This is a genomic window from Lacunisphaera limnophila, assembly GCF_001746835.1.
Classification (GTDB): Bacteria; Verrucomicrobiota; Verrucomicrobiia; order Opitutales; family Opitutaceae; genus Lacunisphaera; species Lacunisphaera limnophila.
In genome coordinates this window covers 3,492,271-3,516,545 of sequence record NZ_CP016094.1, presented here as the reverse complement: position 1 = coordinate 3,516,545, position 24,275 = coordinate 3,492,271, and the positions used below count along the sequence as shown (strand labels likewise).

21 protein-coding genes are annotated in these 24,275 nt (G+C 65.0%); 8 read left to right on the top strand and 13 right to left on the bottom strand.

Annotated features, from left to right (window positions below; translation table 11 throughout):
- Positions 1 to 106: 106 nt before the first annotated feature.
- Both Verru16B_RS14705 and tyrS read right to left on the bottom strand, forming a co-directional pair.
- Positions 107 to 1,969: an O-antigen ligase family protein gene (locus Verru16B_RS14705; RefSeq protein ID WP_157772428.1), complete on the bottom strand. Its 1,863-nt coding sequence runs from the start codon at positions 1,967 to 1,969 to the stop codon at positions 107 to 109.
- Positions 1,970 to 2,205: 236 nt separating this feature from the next.
- Entirely contained in the window at positions 2,206 to 3,489 is a 1,284-nt protein-coding gene (gene tyrS, locus Verru16B_RS14700; protein ID WP_069962986.1) for a tyrosine--tRNA ligase, read from the bottom strand.
- A gap of 344 nt (positions 3,490 to 3,833) precedes the next feature.
- Between tyrS and Verru16B_RS14695 the strand changes: the two genes are divergently transcribed.
- The 7 genes from Verru16B_RS14695 (at position 3,834) to Verru16B_RS14665 (ending at position 11,990) form a co-directional block, all read left to right on the top strand.
- The gene (locus tag Verru16B_RS14695; RefSeq protein WP_069962985.1) at positions 3,834 to 4,208 is read left to right on the top strand and encodes a four helix bundle protein; all 375 of its coding nucleotides are present in this window, start codon (positions 3,834 to 3,836) and stop codon (positions 4,206 to 4,208) included.
- Between the two features lie 275 nt (positions 4,209 to 4,483).
- Positions 4,484 to 4,954 (top strand): redoxin domain-containing protein, encoded by a 471-nt coding sequence (locus Verru16B_RS14690; protein WP_069962984.1) that lies wholly within the window; start codon positions 4,484 to 4,486, stop codon positions 4,952 to 4,954.
- A 123-nt stretch (positions 4,955 to 5,077) separates the two neighbouring features.
- On the top strand, positions 5,078 to 7,753 hold the full coding sequence (gene acnA, locus Verru16B_RS14685; RefSeq protein ID WP_069962983.1) for an aconitate hydratase AcnA: 2,676 nt from the start codon (positions 5,078 to 5,080) through the stop codon (positions 7,751 to 7,753).
- Positions 7,754 to 7,792: 39 nt separating this feature from the next.
- On the top strand, positions 7,793 to 8,299 hold the full coding sequence (locus tag Verru16B_RS14680) for an STAS domain-containing protein (RefSeq protein ID WP_069962982.1): 507 nt from the start codon (positions 7,793 to 7,795) through the stop codon (positions 8,297 to 8,299).
- Positions 8,300 to 8,408: 109 nt separating this feature from the next.
- Positions 8,409 to 9,848, top strand: a complete 1,440-nt coding sequence (locus tag Verru16B_RS14675; protein ID WP_069962981.1) for a PP2C family protein-serine/threonine phosphatase — start codon at positions 8,409 to 8,411, stop codon at positions 9,846 to 9,848.
- A 58-nt stretch (positions 9,849 to 9,906) separates the two neighbouring features.
- Positions 9,907 to 11,124, top strand: coding sequence for a tryptophan synthase subunit beta (gene trpB / locus Verru16B_RS14670; RefSeq protein ID WP_069962980.1), 1,218 nt, complete (start codon positions 9,907 to 9,909; stop codon positions 11,122 to 11,124).
- A complete protein-coding gene (locus Verru16B_RS14665) occupies positions 11,121 to 11,990 on the top strand; it encodes a YicC/YloC family endoribonuclease (RefSeq protein ID WP_069962979.1) in 870 nt (289 codons plus the stop codon). Before trpB ends, Verru16B_RS14665 begins: the two co-directional genes overlap by 4 nt.
- A gap of 82 nt (positions 11,991 to 12,072) precedes the next feature.
- Here the strand turns inward: Verru16B_RS14665 and lspA are convergent, their stop codons facing one another.
- The 6 genes from lspA to hemF form a co-directional block, all read right to left on the bottom strand.
- Positions 12,073 to 12,582 (bottom strand): signal peptidase II, encoded by a 510-nt coding sequence (lspA, locus tag Verru16B_RS14660; RefSeq protein WP_237023429.1) that lies wholly within the window; start codon positions 12,580 to 12,582, stop codon positions 12,073 to 12,075.
- 105 nt (positions 12,583 to 12,687) lie between these two features.
- A complete protein-coding gene (locus Verru16B_RS14655; RefSeq protein ID WP_069962978.1) occupies positions 12,688 to 13,713 on the bottom strand; it encodes a TraR/DksA family transcriptional regulator in 1,026 nt (341 codons plus the stop codon).
- A gap of 15 nt (positions 13,714 to 13,728) precedes the next feature.
- Positions 13,729 to 16,569, bottom strand: a complete 2,841-nt coding sequence (ileS, locus tag Verru16B_RS14650; RefSeq protein WP_069962977.1) for an isoleucine--tRNA ligase — start codon at positions 16,567 to 16,569, stop codon at positions 13,729 to 13,731.
- Positions 16,570 to 16,713: 144 nt separating this feature from the next.
- On the bottom strand, positions 16,714 to 18,087 hold the full coding sequence (gene hemG / locus Verru16B_RS14645; protein WP_069962976.1) for a protoporphyrinogen oxidase: 1,374 nt from the start codon (positions 18,085 to 18,087) through the stop codon (positions 16,714 to 16,716).
- Positions 18,088 to 18,201: 114 nt separating this feature from the next.
- Entirely contained in the window at positions 18,202 to 19,227 is a 1,026-nt protein-coding gene (gene hemE, locus Verru16B_RS14640) for a uroporphyrinogen decarboxylase (protein ID WP_069962975.1), read from the bottom strand.
- A 93-nt stretch (positions 19,228 to 19,320) separates the two neighbouring features.
- Positions 19,321 to 20,262 (bottom strand): oxygen-dependent coproporphyrinogen oxidase, encoded by a 942-nt coding sequence (gene hemF, locus Verru16B_RS14635; RefSeq protein ID WP_069962974.1) that lies wholly within the window; start codon positions 20,260 to 20,262, stop codon positions 19,321 to 19,323.
- Between the two features lie 438 nt (positions 20,263 to 20,700).
- Between hemF and Verru16B_RS14630 the strand changes: the two genes are divergently transcribed.
- Positions 20,701 to 21,897 carry a hypothetical protein gene (locus tag Verru16B_RS14630; protein ID WP_069962973.1) on the top strand — a complete coding sequence of 399 codons (1,197 nt, stop codon included), beginning with the start codon at positions 20,701 to 20,703 and terminating at the stop codon, positions 21,895 to 21,897.
- A 48-nt stretch (positions 21,898 to 21,945) separates the two neighbouring features.
- Here the strand turns inward: Verru16B_RS14630 and Verru16B_RS14625 are convergent, their stop codons facing one another.
- Genes Verru16B_RS14625 through Verru16B_RS14605 form a run of 5 tightly spaced genes read right to left on the bottom strand, consistent with a single transcriptional unit; the run spans position 21,946 to position 24,264 of the window.
- Positions 21,946 to 22,350, bottom strand: coding sequence for a hypothetical protein (locus Verru16B_RS14625; RefSeq protein ID WP_069962972.1), 405 nt, complete (start codon positions 22,348 to 22,350; stop codon positions 21,946 to 21,948).
- Positions 22,351 to 22,360: 10 nt separating this feature from the next.
- Complete coding sequence (locus tag Verru16B_RS14620; protein WP_069962971.1) at positions 22,361 to 22,624, bottom strand: VF530 family protein; 264 nt, start codon at positions 22,622 to 22,624, stop codon at positions 22,361 to 22,363.
- A gap of 57 nt (positions 22,625 to 22,681) precedes the next feature.
- The gene (locus Verru16B_RS14615) at positions 22,682 to 23,029 is read right to left on the bottom strand and encodes an MmcQ/YjbR family DNA-binding protein (protein WP_069962970.1); all 348 of its coding nucleotides are present in this window, start codon (positions 23,027 to 23,029) and stop codon (positions 22,682 to 22,684) included.
- A 7-nt stretch (positions 23,030 to 23,036) separates the two neighbouring features.
- Positions 23,037 to 23,417, bottom strand: coding sequence for an ACT domain-containing protein (locus Verru16B_RS14610; protein WP_069962969.1), 381 nt, complete (start codon positions 23,415 to 23,417; stop codon positions 23,037 to 23,039).
- 10 nt (positions 23,418 to 23,427) lie between these two features.
- A complete protein-coding gene (locus tag Verru16B_RS14605) occupies positions 23,428 to 24,264 on the bottom strand; it encodes an EamA family transporter (protein WP_069962968.1) in 837 nt (278 codons plus the stop codon).
- Positions 24,265 to 24,275: the final 11 nt, after the last annotated feature.

Here is a 24,275-nt window from a genome sequence, read left to right as displayed (position 1 = left end):
GTCAGCGAGCTTGCTCGCGCCCAACCGCGCCTGCGAGCAGGCTGCCCACAGCTCGGGAGCCCAGATGAAAAACCAGATGCACCGGGGTCAGCGACCCCAGCTACAGTTACGCGCCTTCCAGTTCCAGTCGACGCAGGACGAGCACCGCGAGGACGCACCAGGTGACCAAGACGGCTGGATTCTGCAGCGGGAAATCGAACGTTGCGTGCAGTAGAGTCTGACCAAGGCCGAGCACGAGCAGCAGTGCGGCTAAATCTCGCCACACATGGCGCTTTAGCATCCCTAGCAAACACCAGCTTGCACCCAACAACAATAGTGCAGATCCTGGCGCGCCCAGTTCGATCGGAATCTGCAGCCAGTCGTTGTGGGCGTGTTCCCAGAAATTGCGACCACCCCGGTAGACTTCAGGGTGCTTCTTGATGTATTCCGGGTAAAGGAAACGGAAGCCGCCGGCGCCGACGCCACGCTGCCAGTAGTCTCCGAGCATATCAGTGTTCGCGAGGTGGGATTTTTCGCGGGATAGTACAGATTCATCGGTGATTTTATCCTGAAGTAGCATGCTAAAACGTCGCTCCACGCTACGAAAATCGAGTTGGCTCGCGCCGTAGCCGACTACCAACACTACCATGAGCGTTACCATGAATGGGACAGCAGGGTGGGTGGTCGACTCTGAACGTGATAACAGGCGGTAGCCGAAGAATATCGAAAGTGATATGATGAGATATGCAGCGAGGAGCACTGTGCCACCTCGGGACAAGGTGAAGATTTCAGCAAAGAACAGGAGTAGTGCGCCTAGTACGAATATAACGGCGGGACTCGAACGATCCATCTTCTGCATGCTGCGCAAGTGCCGGTCTGTCGCCAATACCACGAATAACACGGTCATTAGTGCCAGCCAGGCCCCAGCGTGATTCTTGTATATGAAACTGGCAAAGGTTATGACGTTTGGCATCCGCTCGTCGAACCAGAGCAGAAATTCTGGGGCGTGAAGCATCCTGAACCCGAATCCCGTGATTGCTAGCATGGTGGCATTGACCACTAAAACCAGCAGCAGAAGCTCGATGGTTCGCCGGCGGGTGAACCCCACCCATACGGTGCAGAGGGTGAGCCACGTGGAGGCGTAAATGATGGCCTGGCGCCAGAGGTTGAAGCGCTCGAAGGGGGTGTCGATCGAGGTGGGGAGCCAGGGGATGTCGTTAACCCGGCGAAGCCACCAAGTGGACTCGTTGCGTTCCCAAACCCAGGAGGGGTTGTAGCCTTGGAGGGCGATATAGGCGAGGAGGGCGAGGCCGATCCAGAACAATGGAAACTTGAGCAGACGGGGCAGCGCCGAAACGCGGATGGCGCCGCTGTTGCGGCGGTTGTTGGTTGTTTGTTGTTGGTTGTTAGCCCGTTCGACGCGCTGCGCTTGCTCAGGGTGATTTCCTCCGGAAATCAGGGGTTGTCCGGGCCATTCGCCGGGCGCGTAGGTCCGGGGGATCAGGGCGAGGAGGATGCCTAGGGTGCTCAGGCACAGGCTGGTGATTTGGGACCAGGTATTTGTCGCGCCGAGGGCCCAGGGGAGGAAGCAGAGGTGCAGAGCGACGACGGTCAGGACAGCCCGCTCGAGCGGGTGCAGGGGCAGACGCTGCTTGGGGTCGGAGCGAAAGCGGCGGAGCAAAGACTGCGAGTGGTCAGTCATTGGTTGTTGGTTGTTTGGAAGATGACCGACGGCGTTGAATGATGGCAAACGGTAACTGCTGTGGGCGGCTTCGCCGCGGTTGTAGGTTGTTTGTTGTTGCCCGTTCGACGCGCTTTGCTTGCTCAGGGTGATTTGCGGGCAAATCAGGGGGCACCAGACCAAGGCATCGCCTGTGAACAGGCTCCTACAGGGTGATGCGCTTTTTGCGCCTTTTGCGTTTTTCGCGGCTAATTGCCTTAGTCGGCCAGGATCGATCCGTTTAGCCGCGAAGCAGCGCAAAAGGCGCAAAAGGAGGCAGGGTTACCCGTTCAACCTGCGCGGAGCGTGGGTTGCACATTAAGGCACGGCCCAGCTGGAGCTGAGCCCTCCACGCCATCGACCTGCACCTTGTCCCTTGATCCTTGTTGCTTATTCCGCCGTCAGCTGGCGGAGAGAACGGCGTAGCTGCGTTTGCCTTTCCTGAGCAGGAGATATTTCCCGATCCGCCTTCGCCAAGGGCTATGGCGCGACAAGAGAGGAGGTCGTCACTTCACCGTGAGAACGGCGTAGGACCGCTTTCCCTTCCGCAGGAGCAAGTGTTTTCCGAACAAGAGATCGGCGACGGTGACAGTGCGCGTATGGTCGGGGACGCGGACGTTGTTCAGGTAGATGCCGCCGGCTTCGAGGGCTTTGCGGGCGGCGCCCTTGGAGGCTTCCAGGCCGGATTGGACGATCAGGTCGGCGATGGCCGCGCCGGGGCCCTCTAGCCGGACCTTTTCCAGGTCCTTGGTCGGGACTTCGCCCACGACGTCGTTGAAGATGGCTTCGGTCACGCCTTCGAGGGAGCCGCCGAAGAGGATCTCGCTCGCCTTGAGGGCCGCAGCGAGGGCCTCGGGGCCATGGACCAGGGTCGTCATCTCGCGGGCGAGGGCCTTCTGCGCGGCGCGGGCGCCGGGGTTGGCCGTCAGCTCGGTTTCGAGGGCCGTGATCTCCTCGCGGCTCAGGAAGGTGAGGGTCTTCAGGAGCTTCACGACGTCGGCGTCGTCGGCGTTCACGAAGAACTGGTAGAAGCGGTAGGGACTGGTCTTCTTCGGGTCGAGCCAGACGGTCCCCGTGGCGGTCTTGCCGTACTTCGAGCCGTCGGACTTGGTGAGGAGCGGGAAGACGAGGCCCCAGACCGTGGCGCCGAGTTTCTTGCGGGTCAGCTCCGTGCCGACGGTGATGTTGCCCCACTGGTCGGTGGCGCCGACCTGGAGTTCGCAATTGTAGGTCTTCCGCAGGTGGAAGAAGTCGTAGCCTTGGAGCAGCATGTAGCTGAACTCCGTGAAGCTGATACCGGTGCCGCGGTCCTCCATGCGGGAGCGGACGGAATCCTTCGCCACCATGGAGTTCACGGTGATGTACTTGCCGGTGTCGCGCAGGAATTCGAGGAAGCTGATCGGGCCGATCCAGTCTCCGTTGTTGACCAGGCGGGCGGGGTTCGCGGCTGCGTCGAAGTCGAGGAACTTGGTCAGCTGGCCGCGGATGGCGGCGATGTTGTGGGCGACCTGGTCGGGGGTCTGGAGGTTGCGCTCGTCGGACTTGCCCGAGGGGTCGCCGACCATGCCGGTGGCGCCACCGGCCAGGGCAATGGGGTGGTGGCCGGCCCGCTGGAACCGGCGGAGGGCCAGCAGGGGTACCAAGTTGCCGACGTGGAGCGAGTCAGCCGTGGGGTCGAAACCCGCGTAAAGCGTGGTCGGGCCCTCAGCCAGGCGCTTGGCCAGCGCGTCGCGGTCGGTGCTGTCAGCGTAGAGGCCACGCCAGTCGAGTTCGGAAAGGATGTCGGACATCAGGCCGCCGTTATTGGCCGCAGGGAAGCAGGTGACAAGGGGCAAGTGGCGGTAGCCGCCGGGGGCGGCGAGGGCTGACGGCGGACGGCTGACGGCGGACGGCAGAGGGCGGAGGACGGAGGTCGGAGACCGGAGGACAGATGACAGATGGCTGAAGACGGATGGCAGAGGACGGATGGCGCCGGGCAGACGGAGGGTGGATGACTGAGGACAGATGGCAGATTGCCGATGACTGACGACAGAGGGTGGAGGGTGGGGGTGAGAAGGGGGTGGACGGGCGGCGGTTATTGGCTAGGAAGTGGGGCGTTGGGACAGCGGGCCGTGAGATCAACCCCTGTCATCTTATGAGTGAACGCATCAATTCGTTTCGCGATCTGAAGGTTTATGCCGAGGCTTGTTGCCTCGATTTGGAGGTCTTCAGGCTGTCCAAGGCCTTTCCGAAGGAGGAACTTTACTCCCTGACTGATCAGGTACGTCGATCGTCGCGCTCAATCGGGGCCAACCTCGCCGAGGCCTGGGCCAAACGACGGTATCCAGCCCATTTCGTAAGCAAACTCACTGACTCAGACGGCGAACTGCAGGAAACCAGGCATTGGCTGGGCCGGGCGCAGGCTTATGGCTACCTGACACCCGGGCAAATGACGGCTTTGGAAAAGCAATGCGACCAAATCGGGGGTAAACTGGGGCGGATGATCCAGAATCCTGAGGGTTTCGTCTAGTTGGCCAAAGTTCGCTCTCCGAGGCAGCTGTCTGCCATCAGACTTCCGCCGTCTGGGGCCCGCGCTGTGCGACGGGCCTTCAGCCGGGCTAATGGGAGACTGGCTTCATTCAGTACGGGTCGTCATAGCTGCCTAAAAGGGATTGCGGGACGCTGGTGAGAGGGTTCATCTTCTTGGCTCCCTAGGGCTTGATCCGGATCGCCTCCGAGGCTTTTGGATTCAGTTCACTTGGGTCACTTCCACAAACGTTCCCTAACCCTCACATCCTCACTCCCATGCCTATCGCTGTCGGCTCCAAAGCCCCTGATTTCACCCTCAAGTCGAAGACCGCGGACGGTCTCAAGGACGTCAAGCTGAGCGACTACGCTGGCAAGAAGGTCGTGGTCCTGTTCTTCCCCCTGGCTTACACCGGCGTGTGCACCCAGGAAATGTGTGACCAGACCGCTGGTCTGGGCGACTACGAGAAGCTGGGCGCCACCGTCCTCGCGATCAGTGTCGACAGCCCCTTCGCGCAGGAGGCCTGGGCCAAGGCGAACGCCATCAAGATTACCCTCCTTTCCGACCTCAACAAGACGGTCACCAAGGCCTACGACGTCCTCTTCCCGATGCTGGCTGGGGTGGGTGACACCTCCGCCCGTGCCGCCTTCGTGGTCGGCGCCGATGGCGTCATCACCTACGCCGAGCAGACCCCGACGCCGAAGGACCTCCCGAACTTCGCCGCGATCAAGGCCGTGCTGGCGAAGTAAAACTGGGACTCAGAGACCTAAAGCCTGAGCCTATAAGAACCGTATAATCCACCATCCCCCCTAAGTCAGGGCGAAGCCCCACCAGGTCTCCACGCTTCGCCCAGTTCCTTTTCTTTTCCTTCCATGTCACTCCCCAATCCCTTCAACACCCTCCAGACCTTCGAGGGCGGCAAGAAATTCTACTCGTTGCCGGCACTTGAGCAGGCCGGTTTCCCGGTCTCGCGCCTGCCGGTGAGCATCCGTCTCGTCCTTGAGGCGGTGCTGCGCAATTGCGATGGCAAGCGCGTCATGGAGTCCAATATCCGCGAACTCGCGGCTTGGAAGCCGACGGAGGCCCGCACGGCCGAGATCCCGTTCGTGGTCGCCCGTATCGTGTTGCAGGATTTCACCGGGGTGCCGCTTCTCGTGGATCTGGCTGCCATGCGCTCCGCCGTGGCCAAGATGGGGAAGAACCCGAAGATCATCGAGCCGCTCGTGCCCGTGGATCTCGTGGTCGATCACTCTGTGCAGGTTGACTTCGCCGGCTCCTCCGAGGCCATGCAGAAGAACCTCGACCTCGAGTTCACCCGCAACTGCGAGCGCTATCAGTTCCTGAAGTGGGGTATGCAGGCCTTCGACACCTTCAAGGTCGTGCCCCCGGGTATCGGCATCGTGCACCAGGTCAACCTGGAGTACCTGGCGAAGGGCGTCCTGAACCAGGGCGAGGTCTATTATCCCGACACGCTAGTCGGCACCGATTCCCACACGACGATGATCAACGGTATCGGCATCGTGGGCTGGGGCGTGGGCGGCATCGAGGCTGAGGCCGGTATGCTGGGTCAGCCGGTCTATTTCCTCACGCCGGATGTCGTGGGTGTGTACCTGACCGGTGCCCTCAAGGAAGGCGTCACCGCCACCGATCTAGCCCTCACCGTCACGCAGCTGATGCGCAAGACGAAGGTCGTCGGCAAGTTTGTCGAATTCTTCGGCCCCGGCGCCGCGGCCCTGCCGGTCGTCGACCGCGCCACGATCGCCAACATGGCGCCCGAGTATGGCGCGACCATGGGCTTCTTCCCGATCGACGCCGAGTGCTCCTCCTACCTCCGCGCCACCGGGCGCGACGAGAAGCACGTCGCCACCTACGAGGCCTACTACAAGGCCCAGAAACTGTGGGGCATCCCGCAGAAAGGTGAGATCGACTACTCGCAGGTCGTCGAGCTCGACCTGGGCACCGTCGTTCCGAGTGTCGCCGGCCCGAAGCGTCCGCAGGACCGCATCGAGCTCCAGAACCTCAAGCGTGATTTCGTTTCCTCCTTCTCCAAGCCGGTCACCGAGGCGGGCTTTGGCAAGAAGGCCGAGGAGTTCACGACCGTGAGCGCCCAGGTGGACGGCCAGAAGGTCGGCCACGGCTCCGTCCTGATCGCCGCGATCACCAGTTGCACGAACACCTCGAACCCGAGCGTCATGCTCGCCGCCGGTCTCGTGGCCAAGAAGGCCGTCGAGAAGGGCCTGAAGGTGAACCCGCTCGTGAAGTCGTCGCTCGCCCCCGGTTCCCGTGTCGTGACCGACTACCTCGATAAGACCGGCCTCACCCCGTACCTCGACAAACTGGGCTTCCAGACCGTCGGCTACGGCTGCACGACCTGTATCGGTAACTCCGGCCCGCTCTCGGCCCCGATCGAAGAAGCGGTCGTGAAGAACGATCTCGTCGCCGCGTCCGTCCTCTCCGGCAACCGTAACTTCGAAGCCCGCGTTCACCAGAACATCAAGGCCAACTTCCTGATGTCCCCTCCGCTGGTCGTGGCCTTTGCGCTCGCCGGCCGGGTCGACATCGACCTGTCGAAGGAGCCGATTGGCAGGGACCAGGCCGGGGCTGATGTCTACCTGAAGGACCTGTGGCCCACGCTGCAGGAGGTCCGCGACCAGATGGCCGCCGCCCTCAAGCCCGAGGTGTTCCGTCGCCTCTACACGGACTTCGCCGCGCAGAATCCGAAGTGGAACGAGATCCCGTCCACGACGGGCAACGTCTACGCCTTTGACGCCAAGTCCACCTACATCCAGGAGCCCCCGTTCTTCACCGGTTTCGGCATGAAGCCGGGCAGCATCGCCGAGATCAAGGGTGCCAAGGCGCTCGGTATCTTCGGTGACTCCGTCACGACCGACCACATCTCCCCGGCCGGTGCCATCAAGAAGAGTTCGCCCGCGGGCAAGTTCCTCCTCGATAACGGTGTCACCTTTGAGGATTTCAATTCCTACGGTTCCCGCCGTGGCAATGACCGCATCATGACCCGTGGCACCTTCGCCAACGTCCGCATCAAGAACCTGATGTTGGGCGGCAAGGAAGGTGGCAACACGATCGGGCCCGACGGCGCCGAGACCTCGATCTACGACGCCTCCATGGCGTGGCAGTCCAAGGGGGTTCCGTTGATCATCCTCGCCGGCCAGGAATACGGCACGGGCTCGTCCCGTGACTGGGCCGCCAAGGGCACCAACCTGCTCGGCGTGAAGGTCGTCGTGGCGCAGAGTTTCGAGCGCATCCACCGTTCCAATCTGGTGGGCATGGGTGTCCTGCCGCTCCAGTTCAAGGAAGGCACGACCGCCCAGACCCTGAAGCTGGACGGTTCCGAGACCTACGACGTCGTGGGCCTCACGGCCGCGATCAAGCCCCAGCAGGACCTCACGCTCAAGATCACCCGTAAGGACGGCTCAGTCGAGAACGTGGCGGTGCGTTGCCGCATCGATACGCCGATCGAAATCGATTACTACCAGCACGGCGGCATCCTGCCGTACGTGCTCCGGCAGATCGTCGCAGCGAACTAATATCCCGCGACTGCAGGCCTCGACTAGCTTCCACTCACCATGGCCGATTCCACCAAACCCATCTTCCTGGTCGACGCCTACGCCGACCCGGTGGTGGTGCGGATTGACGGGCGGGCCTCGTTCCTGAACAGCGCGGCCCTGAAGGATTTCTTCACCGCGATGATCGGGCAGGGGAAGACGCGCTTTGCCGTGGATTTCAAGGCCTGCGCCAGCATGGACAGCACCTTCCTCGGGGTCTTGGCCGGAGCGGCGATCCAGCTGCGCCGCCTGAGTCCCCCGGGTTCGCTGACCCTCGTGCGGGTCGGGGAGCGCAACCTGGAGTTGATCCGCAACCTTGGCCTCCACCGCCTCGCGGTGGTGGACCCGGGCCAGGTCTCGATCCCGGAGCAGGGTGGCCAGGCCCTCGACGCCAAGGCCCTCGGCGAGGTGGAGAGCGCCCGGATGGTGCTGGAAGCCCACGAGAACCTCGTGGCAACCGATGCCGACAACGCCGCAAAGTTTCAGGATGTGCTGACGTTTCTGCGCGCTCAGATCGGGGGGCGTTGAGGCGATAGTGGGTGAATCCTGAAGCCCGCGGACCGGGCGCCAGCATCGCAAGCCCCGGTAATTTGCCAATCAGGATTCAATTCTCACGTTTTTAGGACTTCCACCCGCCATGTCCCTTTTCCTCCTCGGTGCGCTTCTGAGCGCCGCTATCGTCTACGCCTTCTACTGGCGGGCGCAGCGCGAGGCGGCGACGTTGCAGGAGGAAAACGAGATCCTGCGCGAGGAGCGCGAGATCGTGATCGATTACATGCACACCATGGTGGATGCCGTGGGTGAGCGGCTGCCGCGTGATGAGCTGTTCCAGCGCATCGTCCATGCATCGATTTTGAGCACGGGGGCCCTGAGCGCCTGTATTTTCGAAAAGGGCGCGGACAACCAGATGCGCGGCGTGGCGGTCGAAGGCTTGTTTCCTCCGCACCGGCCGATCCCCGACACCCAGCGGATGAAGCTTGGGACGCGGGCCAAGTTTATCGAGCAGGTGCTCAAGTCCGAGGTATTCCCGGTGGGCGAGGGTCTGGTGGGGCGGGTGGCCGCCACGGGGCGCGGCGAACTGATCGCCCGGGCGGAGGCCGATCCCCGCATGGTGCGTCACGACGACGAGGCGCTGGCCGTGCGCTCGGTCATCGCGGCGCCGATTCTGGTCCGCAAGCGCCTGATCGGGGTGTTGTGCGTGTGCAACCCGGCTGACGGATTGCCGTTTACCGAGTCGGATTATTCCTTGGTGGAGGCCCTGGCCGAGCAGGCGGGTCTGGCGGTGCACAACGCCGACTTCCTCGCCCTGCAGGTGGACAAGCAGCGGCTCGACCTGGACCTGAGCCTGGCGAGTGAGATCCAGCAGATGCTGCTGCCGCGCCGGATGCCGGTCGTGGCAGGTCTGGACCTGGATGCGCGCTATATCGCCGCCCAGAAGGTCAGTGGTGACCTCTATGACGTGTTTGAACTCGGGGAGGGCCGGCTGGGCCTCGCGGTGGCCGATGTGGCGGGGAAGGGAGTATCGGCCTCGCTTTTGATGGCAATCTGCCGGACCGCCCTGCGTCAGATCGCCCCGGGGCACCATTCGCCGGCCAAGGTTCTGGCGGAATTGAACCGCACCTTGTCCGGGGATATGAAGGAAGGGGCCTACATCACGATGCTCTACGCCGTGGTGGATGTGCCGGGTAACCGGCTCATGGTGGCGCGGGCCGGGCATGAGCGGGCGCTCCTGTCCCGGCACCAGTCCGGAGCGAATAGTTTCGTGAGTGAATACCTCGCGTCCGAGGGCATGCCGCTGGGTCTGGTGGACGCGGACCTCTTCGACACGGTGATCGAGGATCAGACCGTTGATTTCCTGCCCGGCTCGACCCTGCTCCTCTACACTGACGGACTGACCGAGGCGCCTAACGCGGACGACAAGGAGTTCGGGGGCGCCCGCCTGGCCGACACCATGCGGACGGCCCATCAGGGCACGGCCCGCCAGATCAACGACGCGGTTTTCCACGCGGTACAGACCTTCACCGGCTCAACGGGGCTGAGGGATGACTATACGCTCCTGACGGTGAAGCGGCTGTAGTCCGGACTTAAATCCCGTTTGCCTTCCCAGCCGCCACACCTAGAGCTGTCAGTCCCCTATGTCTGTTGCTTCCAAGACCGCCCCCACGCAGCTCCCTGATGCCGCCGGCCATTTCGGCCCCTATGGCGGGGTCTATGTGCCGGAGACGCTCATGACGGCCCTGTCAGACCTGACGGCGGCCTACACCGCGGCGAGCAAGGATCCGGCCTTCATCAGCGAACTGCGGCACCACCTGAAGGAATTCGCGGGCCGCCCGACCGAGCTTTATTTTGCCGGCCGCCTGACCGAGCACTGCGGCGGGGCGAAGATCTATTTCAAGCGCGAGGACCTGCTCCACACCGGAGCGCACAAGATCAACAACGCCTTGGGCCAGGCCATCCTCGCCCAGCGCATGGGCAAGAAGCGCATCATCGCCGAGACCGGGGCCGGTCAGCATGGCGTCGCGACCGCGGCCGTGTGCGCCAAGTTCGGTCTGGATTGCACGGTCTACATGGGCGCCGTGGACATGGAGCGCCAGGCCCTGAACGTTTTCCGCATGCGCCTGATGGGCGCCAAGGTGGTCCCGGTCGAGGCCGGTCAGAAGACACTGAAGGATGCGGTGAACGAGGCCATGCGTGACTGGGTGACCAATGTCCGCAGCACCCACTACATCCTGGGCTCGGCCCTGGGTGCGCACCCGTATCCGATGATGGTCCGGGATTTTCACCGGGTGATCGGGCAGGAGTTGAAGGAACAGATCCTGGCCCGCGAGAAGCGCCTGCCGGACGAGATCATCGCCTGCGTGGGCGGTGGCAGCAACGCGATCGGTGTTTTCTTCGACTTCCTGAATGACCCGGCTGTGAAGTTGATCGGCGTGGAAGCCGGTGGCCATGGCATCAAGCGCGGCGAACACGCGGCGCGCTTTGAGGGCGGCAAGCTGGGTGTGTTGCAGGGCAGCAAGACCTACATTCTCCAGAATCCCGACGGCCAGATCGAACTCACCCACTCGGTGTCGGCGGGTCTCGATTACGCGGCCATCGGCCCGGAACACGCCTATTACCGTGACCAAGGTCGGATCGACTATGCCTACGCGACCGACGACGAGGTGATGGACGCCTTCCAGCTTTGCTCCCGCATGGAGGGCATCATCCCGGCCCTCGAGTCGACCCATGCCTTGGTGCACGGCCTCAAGCGGGCCAAGGCCCTCGGCAAGGACAAGATGATCGTCGTCAATCTCTCCGGCCGCGGGGACAAGGACGTCAACCAGGTGGCCAAGATCCTTGGCGTTAAACTATGAACAGTATGACTGGCTACGGCCGCGCCACGGCCGCCCTGGGTGAGTATACGCTCACCGTGCAGGTGAACTCGGTGAACCGGAAGGGTCTGGACCTGACGCAGAAGCTGCCGGACGAGTGGGAGGGCTTCGAGGCCTCCGTCGCCGAGGCGGTGCGCAAGGTCGCCCTGCGCGGCAAGGTCCATGTGGCCGTGGAAGTCACGGGCCGGCCGGCCGGGGGCAGCGATTGGGACGAGGCGGCGGTGGCCGATTGCCTCGATCAGCTGGCGGGCTTGGCGAAGCGCAAGGGGATCAAGTTTGAACCTTCGGCGGACCTGCTCTGGCAGATCGCCAACAGCCAGCGGAGTTCCGGTGGCCTGCCGATTGATGATGAGGCTTCGGGCATCCTGCTGAAGACCTTGGGCGAGGCCCTGCGCGGCCTGTCCGCCATGCGGGCCAGCGAAGGCGAATCCCTGCTGGTGGATTTTCTGGGCCGCTGGGAAAAACTCCACGGCTGGACCGAGGCCATTGCCCAGCGGGCCCCGCAGATCAGCGGCGGCTATCGCGAGCAGCTGATGCAGCGGTTGCGGCAGGCCGGGCTGGAGCTGGACATTAACGACGAGCGCGTCCTGAAGGAAGTGGCGCTCTTTGCCGACCGCAGTGACATCACCGAGGAGATCACCCGGCTGCGCCACCACCTGACCCAGCTGAAGGAATTGCTCCGGGGCAAGGGCGAGATCGGCCGCAAGGCGGAGTTCATTTTGCAGGAGATCGGCCGCGAGATCCACACGATCGGCAGCAAGGCCAACGACCTGGCGATTTCCCAGCGCGTGATCGAGTTCAAGAACGAGCTGGAGCGCGTGCGCGAGCAGATTGCGAACGTGGAGTGAGTTTCGCTCAACCGATGTTGTAGGGCGGCATCGCCGAATGCCGCCTGCCGAGCCGGCGGGGTTCGGCGACCCCGCCCTACAATTATTTCGTCGGGGCCGGCTGCCGCAGCGACCAGAGGATATACCAGAAGACGCCGACGCAGATGGCGCTGTCGGCGACGTTGAAGGTGGGGTAGGTGTAGCCGCCGAAGTGAAAATCGAGGAAGTCGATCACGTGACCGTGGAGGAAGCGGTCCACCAGGTTGCCGAGGATGCCGCCGCAGAGGAGCCCAAAAGCCGGCTGGGCGGAGCGTTGGTCGAGGCCCAGGTGGCGGCGCCAGTAGAACATGGCCCCCAAAGTGGCGAGGGCGAGGAGACCGAGGGCGAAACTCTGGCCGGCGAACATGCTCCAGGCGGCGCCGGTGTTGCCGACATGAACCAGGTTAAAGAAGCCGGGGACGACCTCGATGTGGGCCGGACGGCCGTAGCTGCCGAAGGGCAGTCGCTCGGCGATCATGATCTTGGTCACCTGGTCGAGGCCGAAGATGATGGCCCCCATGATCCAAAGCCGGCGATAAGCGAGGAAACGCGTCAGGCGGGAACGGGGAGCCACCACGACAGACGGGACGGGGGCGCCGGACTCAGGGCCGGTCGCTGCGCCCGGTGACTGGGACTCAGGCTTCAATCGCGAGGGGAGGAACGAAAATCGAGAATTCGATCACTCGTCGTCGCCGCCGCTGTCGTCAGCGATCTTGCCGCCTTCCTCTTCCGTGCCGTCACCGAATAGGCCGCCGCGCTGGATGGCGCGGTGCGAGTGGCGCTCGACCTGTTTCTTGGCCTCGGTGGAGTAGCGGGTGAAGGGGACGGCGATCAGGCGCTCCTTGGAGATGGGCTTCTGGGTGGCCTCGCAGATGCCGTAGGTTCCGTTGTGGACGCGCTTGATGGCGGCCTCGATTTCGGAGAGGGCCTCTTGCTCGCTGGATACGAGGCTCAGGGCGAAGTCGCGGTCGAAGGTGTCGGTGCCGGCGTCCGCCATGTGCTGGCCGTAGCCGGAGAGGTCGCCCGAGTCATCCTTGGAGGACTTGAGCAGGGTCTCCTCGGTGTGTTCGCCGAGCTGGGTGAGGACGTGGCTGCGGAGTTCGAGGAGCAGCCGGTAGTAGCGGCGGAATTTCTCCGGCACCTCGGACTCGTCGATCATGGCGGCGGGGGCCTTCTTGCCCTTCGTAGGGTTGAAACCGAGGATATCGGCCAGGGAGGCCGTCTTCACGTGGTTCGGCTTATGCGGCTTCTCGACTTGGGCAAGAGTCTGGGCCTTGGTCTGGGCGGCGGTCTTGCCTGACTTGTCCGACTTAACGGTGGTCTCGATCTGCTTTTCGTTTTTCTGGGCGATCTCCCGGACCTCGTCCAGGGAGAAGGCAATGGCGCGGGGCGTGCCGGCGGGCTTGCGCTCGAGCAGCTTGCGCTTGATGTCAGCAGCGGTCATGGGAACTTTGGAAAGGGGCTTGGCACCAGGCTTCGCGGCAACGCCAGGTTTGGCGGCGACGACGGGCTTGGAAACGAGAACGGGCTTGGGAGTGGATTTGGCGGCGGGCGCCTTGACGGGAGAGGATTTGGCCGGGGCCGGTTTGGCCGGGACAGGCTTGGCGACGGACTTCGCGGGAGGCTTGGCCGCGGGCTTCTTGGCCGGCGCGGGCTTGGAGGCTGCGGACTTCTTCTTGGCGATGGGTTTCTTGCTCGTGGCCATAATCGGTAAATTAAGTTAGGAGTTAAGGGCTTCCGCGCAACGAGGGCAAACTTCTCCGTGAGCGGTGGGGGCGATTTCCGAAACCCAGCGCCAACAGCGCGGGCAGCGGACCAGTCCCGCCGCGGAGGCGTGACGAGCCGCGATACCGACTTCGCCGACCGCGCCGGGTTCCAGCGCGACCTGCGATACAATGAAAAATTCAGGCAGCGAGGCCTGGTGCCGGTGCAGCACGCCATCGGCGGCGCCACCCTGGAAGGTAATCACGGCATCGAGCGACTTGCCGATGGTGCCAGCCTGGCGGAGGGGCTCGAGGGTCTCGGTGGACCGGGCGCGCAACTTGAAGAGTTCCTCGAAGTCGGCGGCGAGGGCGGAGTTGGTCCACTCGGCCGGGGCGACGGGCCAGTCCTGCAGATGGATGGAGTCCTCGGAGTATTCCTTGCCCGTCTTCGCGAAGCTCCAGGCCTCGTCGGCCGTGAAGGTCAGGAAGGGGGCGAGGATCTTCACCAGGGCGTCAAAGATGGCGTGAATCGCGGTCTGGGAGGAGCGGCGCAGCGGGTGGGCCGCCCCGAAGGTGTAGAGGCGGTCCTTCAGGATGTCGTGGTAGACGGCCGACAAGGTGACCGAGCAGAACTGGTTGCAGAGCTGGTAGACGCGGTGGAACTCGTAGGCGTCGTAGGCCTTGGTGCACTCGTTGATCAACTGGGCCGTCTGGTGCAGGGCCCAGCGGTCGAGGGCGTCCATCGCGGCGACGGGCACGGCGTGCGTGGCGGCGTCGAAGTCGAAGAGGTTCGAAAGCTGGAAGCGGATCGTGTTGCGGAACAGCCGGTAGGCCTCGCCCACGTTCTTGAGGATCTCGTCGTCGACCGGGATGTCGTCACGGAAGTCCTGCGAGGCGATCCACAGGCGGATCACATCGGCGCCGTGCTGCGCGATGTAGGCGTCGGCCGTCTGGGGCTTCTGGTAGGTCGAGCTCTTGGAGATCTTCTGGCGGTTCTTGTCGACGATGAAGCCGTGGGTGAGGACGGCGCGGTACGGCGCCGCCCCGAAGGCGATGACGCTGTTCCACAATGAGGACTGGAACCAGCCGCGGTGCTGGTCGCTGCCCTCCAGGTAGAGGTCGGCGGGCCAGGACGTGCCGCCCTGACCGCGTTTCAGGACGGCGGCCTGGGTGGAGCCGGAATCGATCCACACATCGAGGGTGTCGCGGCCACAGGTCAGATCGGTGGAGGCGGGCCAGCCGGCCGGCAGGGGCACGCCCTCGAGGATCTGGGCGGCGGTGGAGTCGTACCAGAAATTGGTGCCACGGGTGGCGATCTTGTCGGCGACGGCCCGGATGACCCCGGCGTCGAGCCAGGCCTTCTTGTCGGGACCGTAGAAAGCGATGATCGGCACGCCCCAGGAGCGCTGGCGGCTGATGCACCAATCCGGGCGCGACTCGACGGCGCCGCGAATGCGGGCCTCGCCCCAGGCGGGGATCCAGCCTTGGTTGGCGGCGATCTTGGTGATCTCGGCCAAGGCAACCTGACGGTGGCCGGCCTTGTCCAAGGAGACGAACCACTGGTCGACGGCGCGGAAGATGATGGGGGTCTTGGAGCGCCAGCAGTGCGGGTAGCTGTGCTGGTACTTGGCCTTGGCGAGCAGAGCCCCGGCCTCGGCGAGCTTCTTCAGGACGGCGAGGTTGGCCGGTGAAGGCTTCTTGGCGGCGAGGTCCTCGACCGTCTCAAGGGTGGTCAGGCCGACCAGGTCGGCGGGCACGCGACCGTCATCGAGGTATTTGCCGTCGTCACCGACCGGGCAATAGACCTCTAGGCCGTTCTTCAGGCCGGTCTGATAATCCTCGGCGCCGTGGCCGGGTGCCGTGTGGACGGCACCGGTGCCGCTGTCGGTCGTGACGTAATCGGCGAGAACGACGGGCGAGGCGCGGTCGATGAAGGGGTGGCGGGCCTGCAGTTTTTCCAGCTTGGCGCCGGGGATGGTCAGCACGACTGAGGGCTGGGGCTCGATCTTGGCGGACGAGGCGACCGAGCTGAGGAGGGCCGAGGCGACGATGATCCGCTCGGTGCCGAGGTCGGCGACGGCGTAGTCCACCTCGGGGTGGAGGGCGATCGCGAGGTTGGCCGGGATCGTCCAGGGGGTGGTTGTCCAGATGACGATGAACAGGGGCTTGTCGGCCGGCAGGCCGAACTTCGCGGCCTCGGCGGCAGGGACGGCGAACTTCACCCAGATGGCGATCGAGGTGTGATCCTTGTACTCGATTTCGGCCTCGGCGAGGGCGGTCTCAAAGGGGATGGACCAGTAGACCGGTTTCTTGCTGCGGTAGACGAGGCCCTGTTCGACGAAGGCGGAGAAGGTGCGCAGGATGTCGGCCTCGAAGGCCGGCGCCTTGGTCTTGTACTCGTTCGCCCAGTCGGCGAGGACGCCGATGCGCTTGAACTGGGTGGTCTGCTTCGCGATCCAGGACTCGGAGAAAGCGTCGCAGCGGGCACGCATCTCGGCCGTCGTGAGGGTGAGGTTCTGGTCCTTGATCTCGCGGCTGACCTTCTGCTCGATGGGCAGGCCGTGGCAGTCCCAGCCGGGCACGTAAGGGGTGCGGAACCCGCGCATGGACTTGTAGCGGTTCACGAAGTCCTTGAGGGACTTGTTGAGGGCGGTGCCGATGTGGACATCGCCGTTGGTGAACGGCGGGCCGTCGTGGAGGACGAAGGAGGGCTGGGCGGCGTGCTTGGCCTGGATCTTGGCGTAGAGCCCGAGCTTTTCCCAGTGGGCGACCCGGCCGGGCTCGCGCTTGACGAGATCCGCCCGCATGGGGAAATCGGTCTTGGGCAGCAGCAGAGTGGTTTTAAGGTCTTGGGCCATGGCTAGAAAAGCGCCGGAAGCTACTCCCGGGGGGCCAAGGATCAAGAGCCAAGTGGGGAGGGCTCCCCGGACTGAGCCAAGGAACAACGGGCAAGCGCCCAGAGACAGGAAAGTGGGCCCCTTCCTGACCTCGTTTGACGGTCTTTATCCTTGGCTGACCCGTTCGGCCAGCCGGGTGCCGCTCTTGATGCAATCCGGGACGGAAATGCCGTCGCGGGCGTTTCCCCCGATAAACAGACCGGGGTGGCGGGCCTCGAGGGCGGTCATCTGGTCGAGCCAGCGCTCGAAGCCGGGGATGTACTGCGGGATGGCGCGTGGCCAGTGGGTGTGCCGCATGAAGACGGGCGCACCCTTGGCGCCGACGAGATCCTGCAGGTCGCGGTCGATGAGACGGAGCAGGGCCTCCGGAGCCAACCGGGCGTGATCGGGCTGGCGCATGCCGCCGACGAAGATCGTGAGGGCGACATGGCCCTCCGGGGCGCGGCCCGGGAACAGGGTTGAGGAAAAGAGGATGCCGAGGACGTTGCGGCGTTCCACCGCCGGCACGAGCCCGCCGAAGCCGTCGAGCGGATGCGCAATCTGGTCGCGGCGGTAGCCCAGGAAGAGCGAACTGACCGGCGGGTGCGGGATGTTTTCCAAGGTGGCCAGCGGGCGCTCGCCGAGGGAGCCGACGGTGAGTTGCGACAGGGCGGTGGCGGGAGCCGCCAGGACGACGGTGTCGAATTCGCCGGACTGCGACTGGCCGTTTTGCTGCCAGACGAGGCGGTGGGGCTGGCCGGGGAGAAGGGTCTCGACGGTGGCGCCGGTGAGGACCGAACCCGCGGGCAGACGGGCGGCGAGGGCGTCGGTCAGGGTCTGCAGGCCCCGGCGGAAGGAGACGATGGGCGGCACGCCGGACTGGCCGGTGGCCTTGCGGGCCTTGGCCCCGGCCATCATGCCGCGGATTAGCGAACCGTGGGAGCGTTCGGCCGCCCACAAGGCGGGGAAGGCGTGTCTGACAGAGAGTTTCTCGGGGTCACCGGCGTAGATGCCGGCGATCAGCGGATTGACGGCGTAGTCGACCAGTTCCTGGGTGAAGTGGGAGCGGACGAGTTCCGCGAGGCTGAGGTCAGCGGTCCGGATCCGCGGCCGGGTGAAGAGTTCGCCCAGCAGGGAGAACTTGGTGCGCGCCCCGAAGAGCTTCGACTTGATCAGGGCCGGCGGCGAGGAGGGCACGGCCACGAAACGGCCGTCGCGGACGAGGAACCGGCGCTTGGCCTGGGGAGCGGCGGGGGTGAGCTCGGCCTCGAGGCCGAGAGTAGTGACCAACTGCTTCACCTCGGGACCGTATTGCAGGGAGTTGGGGCCGGCCTCGTAGAGCCAGCCCTCCTCGGAGGTCGAGCGGATGGAGCCGCCGGGCTGCGGCCCGCGTTCGAAGACCGTGACGCGGTGGCCCTGCTCATGCAAACGGAGGGCCGCGGTCAGGCCTGTGATACCGGCGCCGACGATGGCGACGTGCGTGGATTTACGTGCAGTCATCGGTGAGAGGATAGCCTAGGCCACGCGGGCCGGCTGCGCAAATCTTGGCGAGAATTCGCCCGGGAGTGGCCTGAGAAGGGACCGGCCCCGCTTCTGTCGGAAGGGCGACCACCCTCATTTCCACGAGGTGACCGTCTCAACCAGGGTCTCCATGCACTCGATCTTGGCCTGAGGCATGATGCCGTGGCCGAGATTGAAGATGTGGCCCGGGGAGCCACGCATGGTTTCAAGCAAGCGGGTGACCTCCGTGCGGACGATCTCGGGCGTCGTGTTCATGAGCACGGGGTCCAGGTTGCCCTGCAGGGCGATGTTGGCCGGCACGAGGCGGCGGGTGACGCCGAGGTCGACGGTCCAGTCCACGCCCAGCACGCGGGCGCCGCTGAAGGCCATGTCGGTGAGCTGGGAGGAGGCACCCTTGGCGTAGAGGATGACCGGGAAATCCTTGGGCAGGGCGGCGATAATGTCGCGCATCCAGCGCAGGGAGGCGGCCTCGTAATCCGGGCCGGCGATAATGCCGCCCCAGGAGTCGAAGAGCTGGATGGCGTCGGCGCCGCTTGCGATCTGCAGCTTGAAATACTCGATCAGGGCCGCGGTGAGCTTGTTCATCAGCGCGTCGAAGAAGGGACGGTCGGTGTAGAACAGCTGCTTGATGCGGAGGTAGTCGTCGGAGCTGCCGCCCTCGACCATGTAGGTGGCGAGGGTCCAGGGGGAACCGCCGAAGCCGAGCAGGGCCTTCTCGCCTTTCAGTTCGGCCTTCACGCGGGCGAGGGCCTTGCCGACGTACTCGAGGTGGAAGGGGACGCCCACCGGATCGAGCCGGTCGAGCTGGGCCCGGGTATCGAGGCGGAAATCCATCTCGATCCCACCCGCGTCCCGGAACTTGTAGCCCTGGCCCATGGCCTCGGGGATGACGAGGATGTCGGAGAAGATGATCGCGGCATCGAGGGCGAAGCGGCGGAGCGGCTGAAGGGTGACCTCGGCGGCGAGTTCCGGGGTCCGGACCATCTCGAGGAACGAGGACTTGGCCTTGAGGGCGCGGTATTCAGGCAGGTAGCGACCGGCCTGGCGCATGATCCAGACCGGGGGGCGGTCGAGGGGCTGGCAGGCGCAGGCGGCAAGGAAGCGTTCGCGGGAAGTCATGGAAAGGTGGAGGTCGGCAGTAAGGATGAAAATGGTTCGGGCGGCGAGACTGCGTGCAGGGTAGTGTCGTGGCTACTTGGGACGGTTGAATTCTTACTGTTCGCCGGCCCAATCACGCGGTTGGAGGAAGACATCGTGCAGTTTCGCCTCGGGGGAGCCGGGTTCGGGTTTCCAGTCGTAGCGCCAGGCGACCAGCGGGGGCAGGGACATCAGGATGGATTCGGTGCGGCCGCCGCTTTGCAGGCCGAAGTGGGTGCCGCGGTCCCACACGAGGTTGAATTCCACGTAGCGCCCGCGGCGGTAGAGCTGGAAATCGCGTTCCCGCGGACCGTGGACCAGGCCTTGGCGGCGCTCGACGATGGGCCGGTAGGCTGGGATGAAGGCGTCACCCACGGCGCGCATGAGGTCGAAACTGGCGGCGAAGCCCGGCGCGTTGAAATCGTCGAAGAAGATCCCGCCGATGCCCCGCGGCTCGGCCCGGTGTTTCAGGTAGAAGTAGTCGTCGCACCACTTCTTGAAGCGCGGGTAATGCGCCCCGGTGGCGGCCCGGGCGGTGCGGTGCCAGTGGACGGCGTCCTCCTCAAAACCGTAGTACGGGGTCAGGTCGAAGCCGCCGCCGAACCACCAGACGGGCGCCGGCGCGGCGCCGGAAGTATCAAGTTTCAAAGGCCAAGTATCAAGGCCGGCGCCGGCGCAGAAGAAGCGCACGTTCATGTGGCTGGTCGGCACGTAGGGGTTGCGCGGGTGGATGACCAGGGACACGCCGAGGGCGTGGAAGGGCTTGCCGGCCAGTTCGGGACGGGTGGCCGTGGCGGAGGGGGGCAGGGTGGCGCCGGAAACATGGGAGAAGCCGACCCCGGCTTTCTCGAACACGGCGCCCTCAGTCAGGACGCGGGAGCGGCCGCCGCCGCCCTCGGCGCGGGTCCAGCTGTCCTCATGGAAGCGGCCGGTGCCATCCACCTGCTCCAAGGCCGAGCAGATCGAGTCCTGCAAGCTGAGGAGGTAGGTGCGAACGGCGTTGAGATCGGGAGGCATGGACGGGAAAGGCTTCAGGTAGCCACAAAGCGGCGTGAAAATACATGCCAAATCTGCCGCGACCGGCTTGCGCGTCAGCGGGAAGGTTACCTATGGTCTGCCTATCCCTATGAAGAACCTGTCACCGCTCAAAATGTTGGTCCTGGTCCTCGGCGTCGTCACCTTGCTGGCCGGTTGTGCCACGGTGCCATCCCGGAGTGGGCAGCGCGCCCGGCCGAACCAGGAGTCTGTGATCGTGCAGGCAGCCACCCCGCAGACGCTGGCCACGCGCTAGCCGATCTACCGGCCCAGGCAGAAGGGATCCGGAGTATGCCGGGATGGTCCCCGGTGGTCGCAATGCGAAGTGAAAATACGCCGCCTGATCGGTCGTCGTCCCCTTGCGCGGAACAGGCAACCGCGTAGCTTGTCCCACGGTGGGAGTTTTACCCCCATCACCCCATGAAAAGCACCGCCCGCTTCGGAACGTTGATCATCGCCCTCGGCCTCGCCGCCTTCGTGAGCGGCTGCGTCAGCGAGTCGTCGCGGACCGGCCAGCGGGTGCGTTCCGCCCGGGATTTCGAGGTCGTGGAAACGTCCACCAAGCGGACGCTGACCACCCGGGAGATGCTCCACCTGCAGAAGAAGGTGAGCGATTACCTCGACTCCGAGGGGATCACCGAGAACGGGGATTACTACGTGAAGATCTATCTCGGGGAGGAAGACGGCGTGAAAGAGGGCGAGTGGGTCGTGGTGCGTTACACGAAGGAACCGGCGACGGTGCGCTACAGCCAGGTGTCCTCCTACTCGGGTTACAGCTACTACGATCCGTATTATTCCACCTTCGCGTACGACACCTATCCGTTTCCGGGTTACGGCTACAGCCGGCTGTCGTTCCAGTATTACGACTATCCCTATTATGGCTATGGCCGCCCTTACCCCTATTCGCGGCGGCCCTATCCGGGCCACGGCGGGCATCATGGCAACAATGGCGGCCGGCCCGACAAGGATGATGACCGCGACCCGCCGCCGCGTAACGAGGCCCGTCCGTCCGGGGCGCTGAAGCCGTCCTTCGTCCCCGCGAATGTGGTCCGGCAGCGCGATACGAACCGGTCGCCGGCCTTTGATGGGCGGGTGACCGACAGTATCGTCACGCCCCGTTTGGAATCCCGTCCGCGCACGCGCACCCGTTACAATCCTCCCGCCGTTCCGGTCGCGCAACCCGATCCTAGCAACGCCCCGGGTTTTGCTCCGCGTCAGCCGGTCACGACCAGCGGCGCCACGGCGGCCAGCCCGGGTGCCTTCAAGCCGAGCCGGATCCGCGAGATGGGCGTCCGGCCGGAAGATGCGCCGCCGCGTCCGCAGCGCGTGGAGCGTGAAGCCGGAATGAGCAACCCGCGCCCCGCCAACGTGCGGGAGCGGACCTACGCACCGGTCAATTCTTCGCCCAACCGGCCGTCCCAGGAGGCGCGCACGGCGGCTCCGGTCTCGCGTCCTTCGCCGGCTTCCTCGTTCAAGCCATCGGCCCCGCCGCCGACGCCGCGCCCGGAGCCGGCCCCGACCTACACGCCTTCGGATTCACGGACTGACTCGGATGCCACGGCCGGCCGGCGGTCACCGCCGCCTGAAGGCGGGCGTCCGGATCGCGGACGGCGTTGAGCCAGCGCCTTGGGGGCAAGGCCCTCGAACTTGGCGGCCCGATCGAGGTCAGGGCCTGACCCGGGACGGACGTTTTCGTTTGGGCTTGGGTATGACCCCGAGCCGGGGATCCCGCGAGCGGGCGAGCCGGACCAGCCGGGCGGCCACGGCCTCGAAACGGTCCGAGGCCTCGGGCAGGTAGAGCCACTTGGGGAGAATGGCATGCGGGACGAGTTCGGGGAACTCGGCGATGAGGCCGGGTTGGCGCTCGCGGTCCGTGCAGACGAGCAGGCCGCGCCAGGGTTCCTCGCCCGCGCTGAAACAGAGCATGATCTTCCCGTCGAGGTAGGCGGTCTTGGTGCCGAACATGGAGCGCAGCACAAAGGTCGCGTCGGTCTCGAGCGGCTCCCAGAGCCAGGCATAGCGGTGCGGACGTTTGATCGCGGCACGCTGGAGGTTAGCTCGCGGGCGCATCAGGGCGGGATCAAGCCTCCGGCGCCGGGGTGCCGGAATCCGGCGGGCGAACCTGAGGTGCGGTCTGCCGGACGTAATCCCGGTAGAGATCCTCGACCTGCTGGCGCGCCCAGGGCGTACGGCGGAGGAATTTGAGGCTCGAGGGGATGCTCGCGTCGAAATTGAAACAGCGGATCCGGATGCGCTGCCCGAGTTCGGGCCATCCGTAGTGGGCCACGAGTTGGGTGAGGATGGCCTCAAGGGTCACGCCGTGCAGGGGATCTATGGATTTCATGCGAGGGCGAGGCAGCGCCGGGCGGACGGGAGGCGAGAGATTACGCGGGGCATGGCTTCAGGTTGAGAGCGTCGGGTGCTGGGCGACAAGCTTCGCCGGGGCGACTTCGCGCCAAGCGGCGGTTATGCGGGTGGCCAGGACGGATGGGCTAACGGCATTCAGGTTGATCAATACCGTGGGATAGTCCCGGTAGTGGTCGGTGGTCGAGAAGACATCGGGGGCCTCGTCGATCAGGGTGTCCCGGAGTTCCATCGGCAGCTTGCAGACGAGCGTCTCTCCGTCCTCCCACATCCGCAGCATGAGTTTCTTGCGCACGTAGAAGGTGGGCGTCCCGTGGCAGAGGCGTTCGGTGACCTCGGGGAGGGCGAGGGCAAGGCGACGGACCAAGGTGAGGGTGGCGGCCATAGAATGTTCAGGACCGGGCGATCGTGTGTCCCGCGGCGGTGAGGGCGCGGATGGCCTCCGGCAACCGGGACGCGGGGACGAGCACATAGTCCGTGTCAAAGGTGGAGACGGTGAAAATGCTGACACCGGCGCGAGCCAACGGTCCCAGCACGGAAGCGAGGATGCCGGTAAGGGCAAAATCGAGTGGACCGGCGATCTTGAAGGCCTGCCAGCCCGGTTGCTGCCGGACGGCGGCGGGGACGAGTTCAGCCGCGCAGACGATTGAGAGTTCCTCACCGGTGCGGGTGATCGAAAGGAACCCGCGTCCGGGCGTGAGCCACTCCGGCAGGTCGGCGTCAGCCGGCAGTTGGCAGATCGTGAGCGCCGCCGGTTCCAAGGTCAGGTCCATGGCGGGGGCGTCAGCGCTTCTCGGCGAACCACACGGCGGTGGAGAGCAGGACGAGGCTGATGGCGAGGCGGGAGGGATCGGCGTACTCGCCGAAGAAGAGGAGGGAGCAGGCGACCGCGAGCGGGATCTTGGCGTTGTTCATGACGGCGAGGGCGCCGGTGCCGACCTGGGTGGCCCCGAGATTCCAGAGGAAGAAACCGACGCCGGAGGCCAGGACGCCGAGGTAAAGGAGCACCAGCAGGTGGGAACCGGTCAGTTCCACCGAGATATCACCGCGGGCAAAGCAGGCGGCGAGGGCGAGGGCGAAGCCGCCCGCGTAGAGCAGCCCGAAGATATCCCGGTCGCGCAGGTCGGGCTGGCGGGCGCGCAGGCGCTTGTAGCCGACCTGGCCGGCGGCGAAGGCGAGGTTGGAAAGTTGGACGAGGGCGAGGCCCAGCAGGGTGGGGCGCAGGTCCTGGCCCTGAAAGACCACGACTCCGGTGCCGAGGACCGCCAGAAGGGCTGCGGCCAGGGCGCGGACCCGCAGCGTGCGATCCAAGGCGTCGGCGATCAAGGTGACGAAGACCGGCGTGGTGAGCGTGAGCAGGGCCACCTCATGGGCCTGCAGGTGACGGAAGCTCTCGTTGTAGGCCAGGTACATCAGGCCGAATTGCACGGCCCCGAGGGCGACCAGCGAGGTGGTCAGCCGACTGGTGAGACCGCGGAAGCGCAGAAAGGGCAGGAAGACCAGCAGGGCGAGCCCCAGGCGGACGGCGGAAATGAAGGCGCTGTCGAGTCCGGCCAGCCGGCCCTTGATCAGGCCGAAGGAGAAGGCCCAGAGGAGGGAGACGGCGATGAGGTAGGGCATGGGGCGTGGGA

What these genes read in the sequence shown, in the direction of transcription:
- Verru16B_RS14610 (WP_069962969.1), bottom strand. Translation starts at nt 23,417, where the DNA reads ATGGACCTGACCTTGGAACCGGCGGCGCTCACGATCTGCCAACTGCCG.
- Verru16B_RS14695 (WP_069962985.1), top strand. Translation starts at nt 3,834, where the DNA reads ATGAGTGAACGCATCAATTCGTTTCGCGATCTGAAGGTTTATGCCGAG.
- trpB (WP_069962980.1), top strand. Translation starts at nt 9,907, where the DNA reads ATGTCTGTTGCTTCCAAGACCGCCCCCACGCAGCTCCCTGATGCCGCC.
- Verru16B_RS14655 (WP_069962978.1), bottom strand. Translation starts at nt 13,713, where the DNA reads ATGGCCACGAGCAAGAAACCCATCGCCAAGAAGAAGTCCGCAGCCTCC.
- Verru16B_RS14680 (WP_069962982.1), top strand. Translation starts at nt 7,793, where the DNA reads ATGGCCGATTCCACCAAACCCATCTTCCTGGTCGACGCCTACGCCGAC.
- hemG (WP_069962976.1), bottom strand. Translation starts at nt 18,087, where the DNA reads ATGACTGCACGTAAATCCACGCACGTCGCCATCGTCGGCGCCGGTATC.
- tyrS (WP_069962986.1), bottom strand. Translation starts at nt 3,489, where the DNA reads ATGTCCGACATCCTTTCCGAACTCGACTGGCGTGGCCTCTACGCTGAC.
- Verru16B_RS14675 (WP_069962981.1), top strand. Translation starts at nt 8,409, where the DNA reads ATGTCCCTTTTCCTCCTCGGTGCGCTTCTGAGCGCCGCTATCGTCTAC.
- hemF (WP_069962974.1), bottom strand. Translation starts at nt 20,262, where the DNA reads ATGCCTCCCGATCTCAACGCCGTTCGCACCTACCTCCTCAGCTTGCAG.
- Verru16B_RS14605 (WP_069962968.1), bottom strand. Translation starts at nt 24,264, where the DNA reads ATGCCCTACCTCATCGCCGTCTCCCTCCTCTGGGCCTTCTCCTTCGGC.
- Verru16B_RS14665 (WP_069962979.1), top strand. Translation starts at nt 11,121, where the DNA reads ATGAACAGTATGACTGGCTACGGCCGCGCCACGGCCGCCCTGGGTGAG.
- Verru16B_RS14620 (WP_069962971.1), bottom strand. Translation starts at nt 22,624, where the DNA reads ATGAAATCCATAGATCCCCTGCACGGCGTGACCCTTGAGGCCATCCTC.
- ileS (WP_069962977.1), bottom strand. Translation starts at nt 16,569, where the DNA reads ATGGCCCAAGACCTTAAAACCACTCTGCTGCTGCCCAAGACCGATTTC.
- acnA (WP_069962983.1), top strand. Translation starts at nt 5,078, where the DNA reads ATGTCACTCCCCAATCCCTTCAACACCCTCCAGACCTTCGAGGGCGGC.
- Verru16B_RS14690 (WP_069962984.1), top strand. Translation starts at nt 4,484, where the DNA reads ATGCCTATCGCTGTCGGCTCCAAAGCCCCTGATTTCACCCTCAAGTCG.
- Verru16B_RS14615 (WP_069962970.1), bottom strand. Translation starts at nt 23,029, where the DNA reads ATGGCCGCCACCCTCACCTTGGTCCGTCGCCTTGCCCTCGCCCTCCCC.
- Verru16B_RS14625 (WP_069962972.1), bottom strand. Translation starts at nt 22,350, where the DNA reads ATGCGCCCGCGAGCTAACCTCCAGCGTGCCGCGATCAAACGTCCGCAC.
- Verru16B_RS14630 (WP_069962973.1), top strand. Translation starts at nt 20,701, where the DNA reads ATGAAAAGCACCGCCCGCTTCGGAACGTTGATCATCGCCCTCGGCCTC.
- hemE (WP_069962975.1), bottom strand. Translation starts at nt 19,227, where the DNA reads ATGACTTCCCGCGAACGCTTCCTTGCCGCCTGCGCCTGCCAGCCCCTC.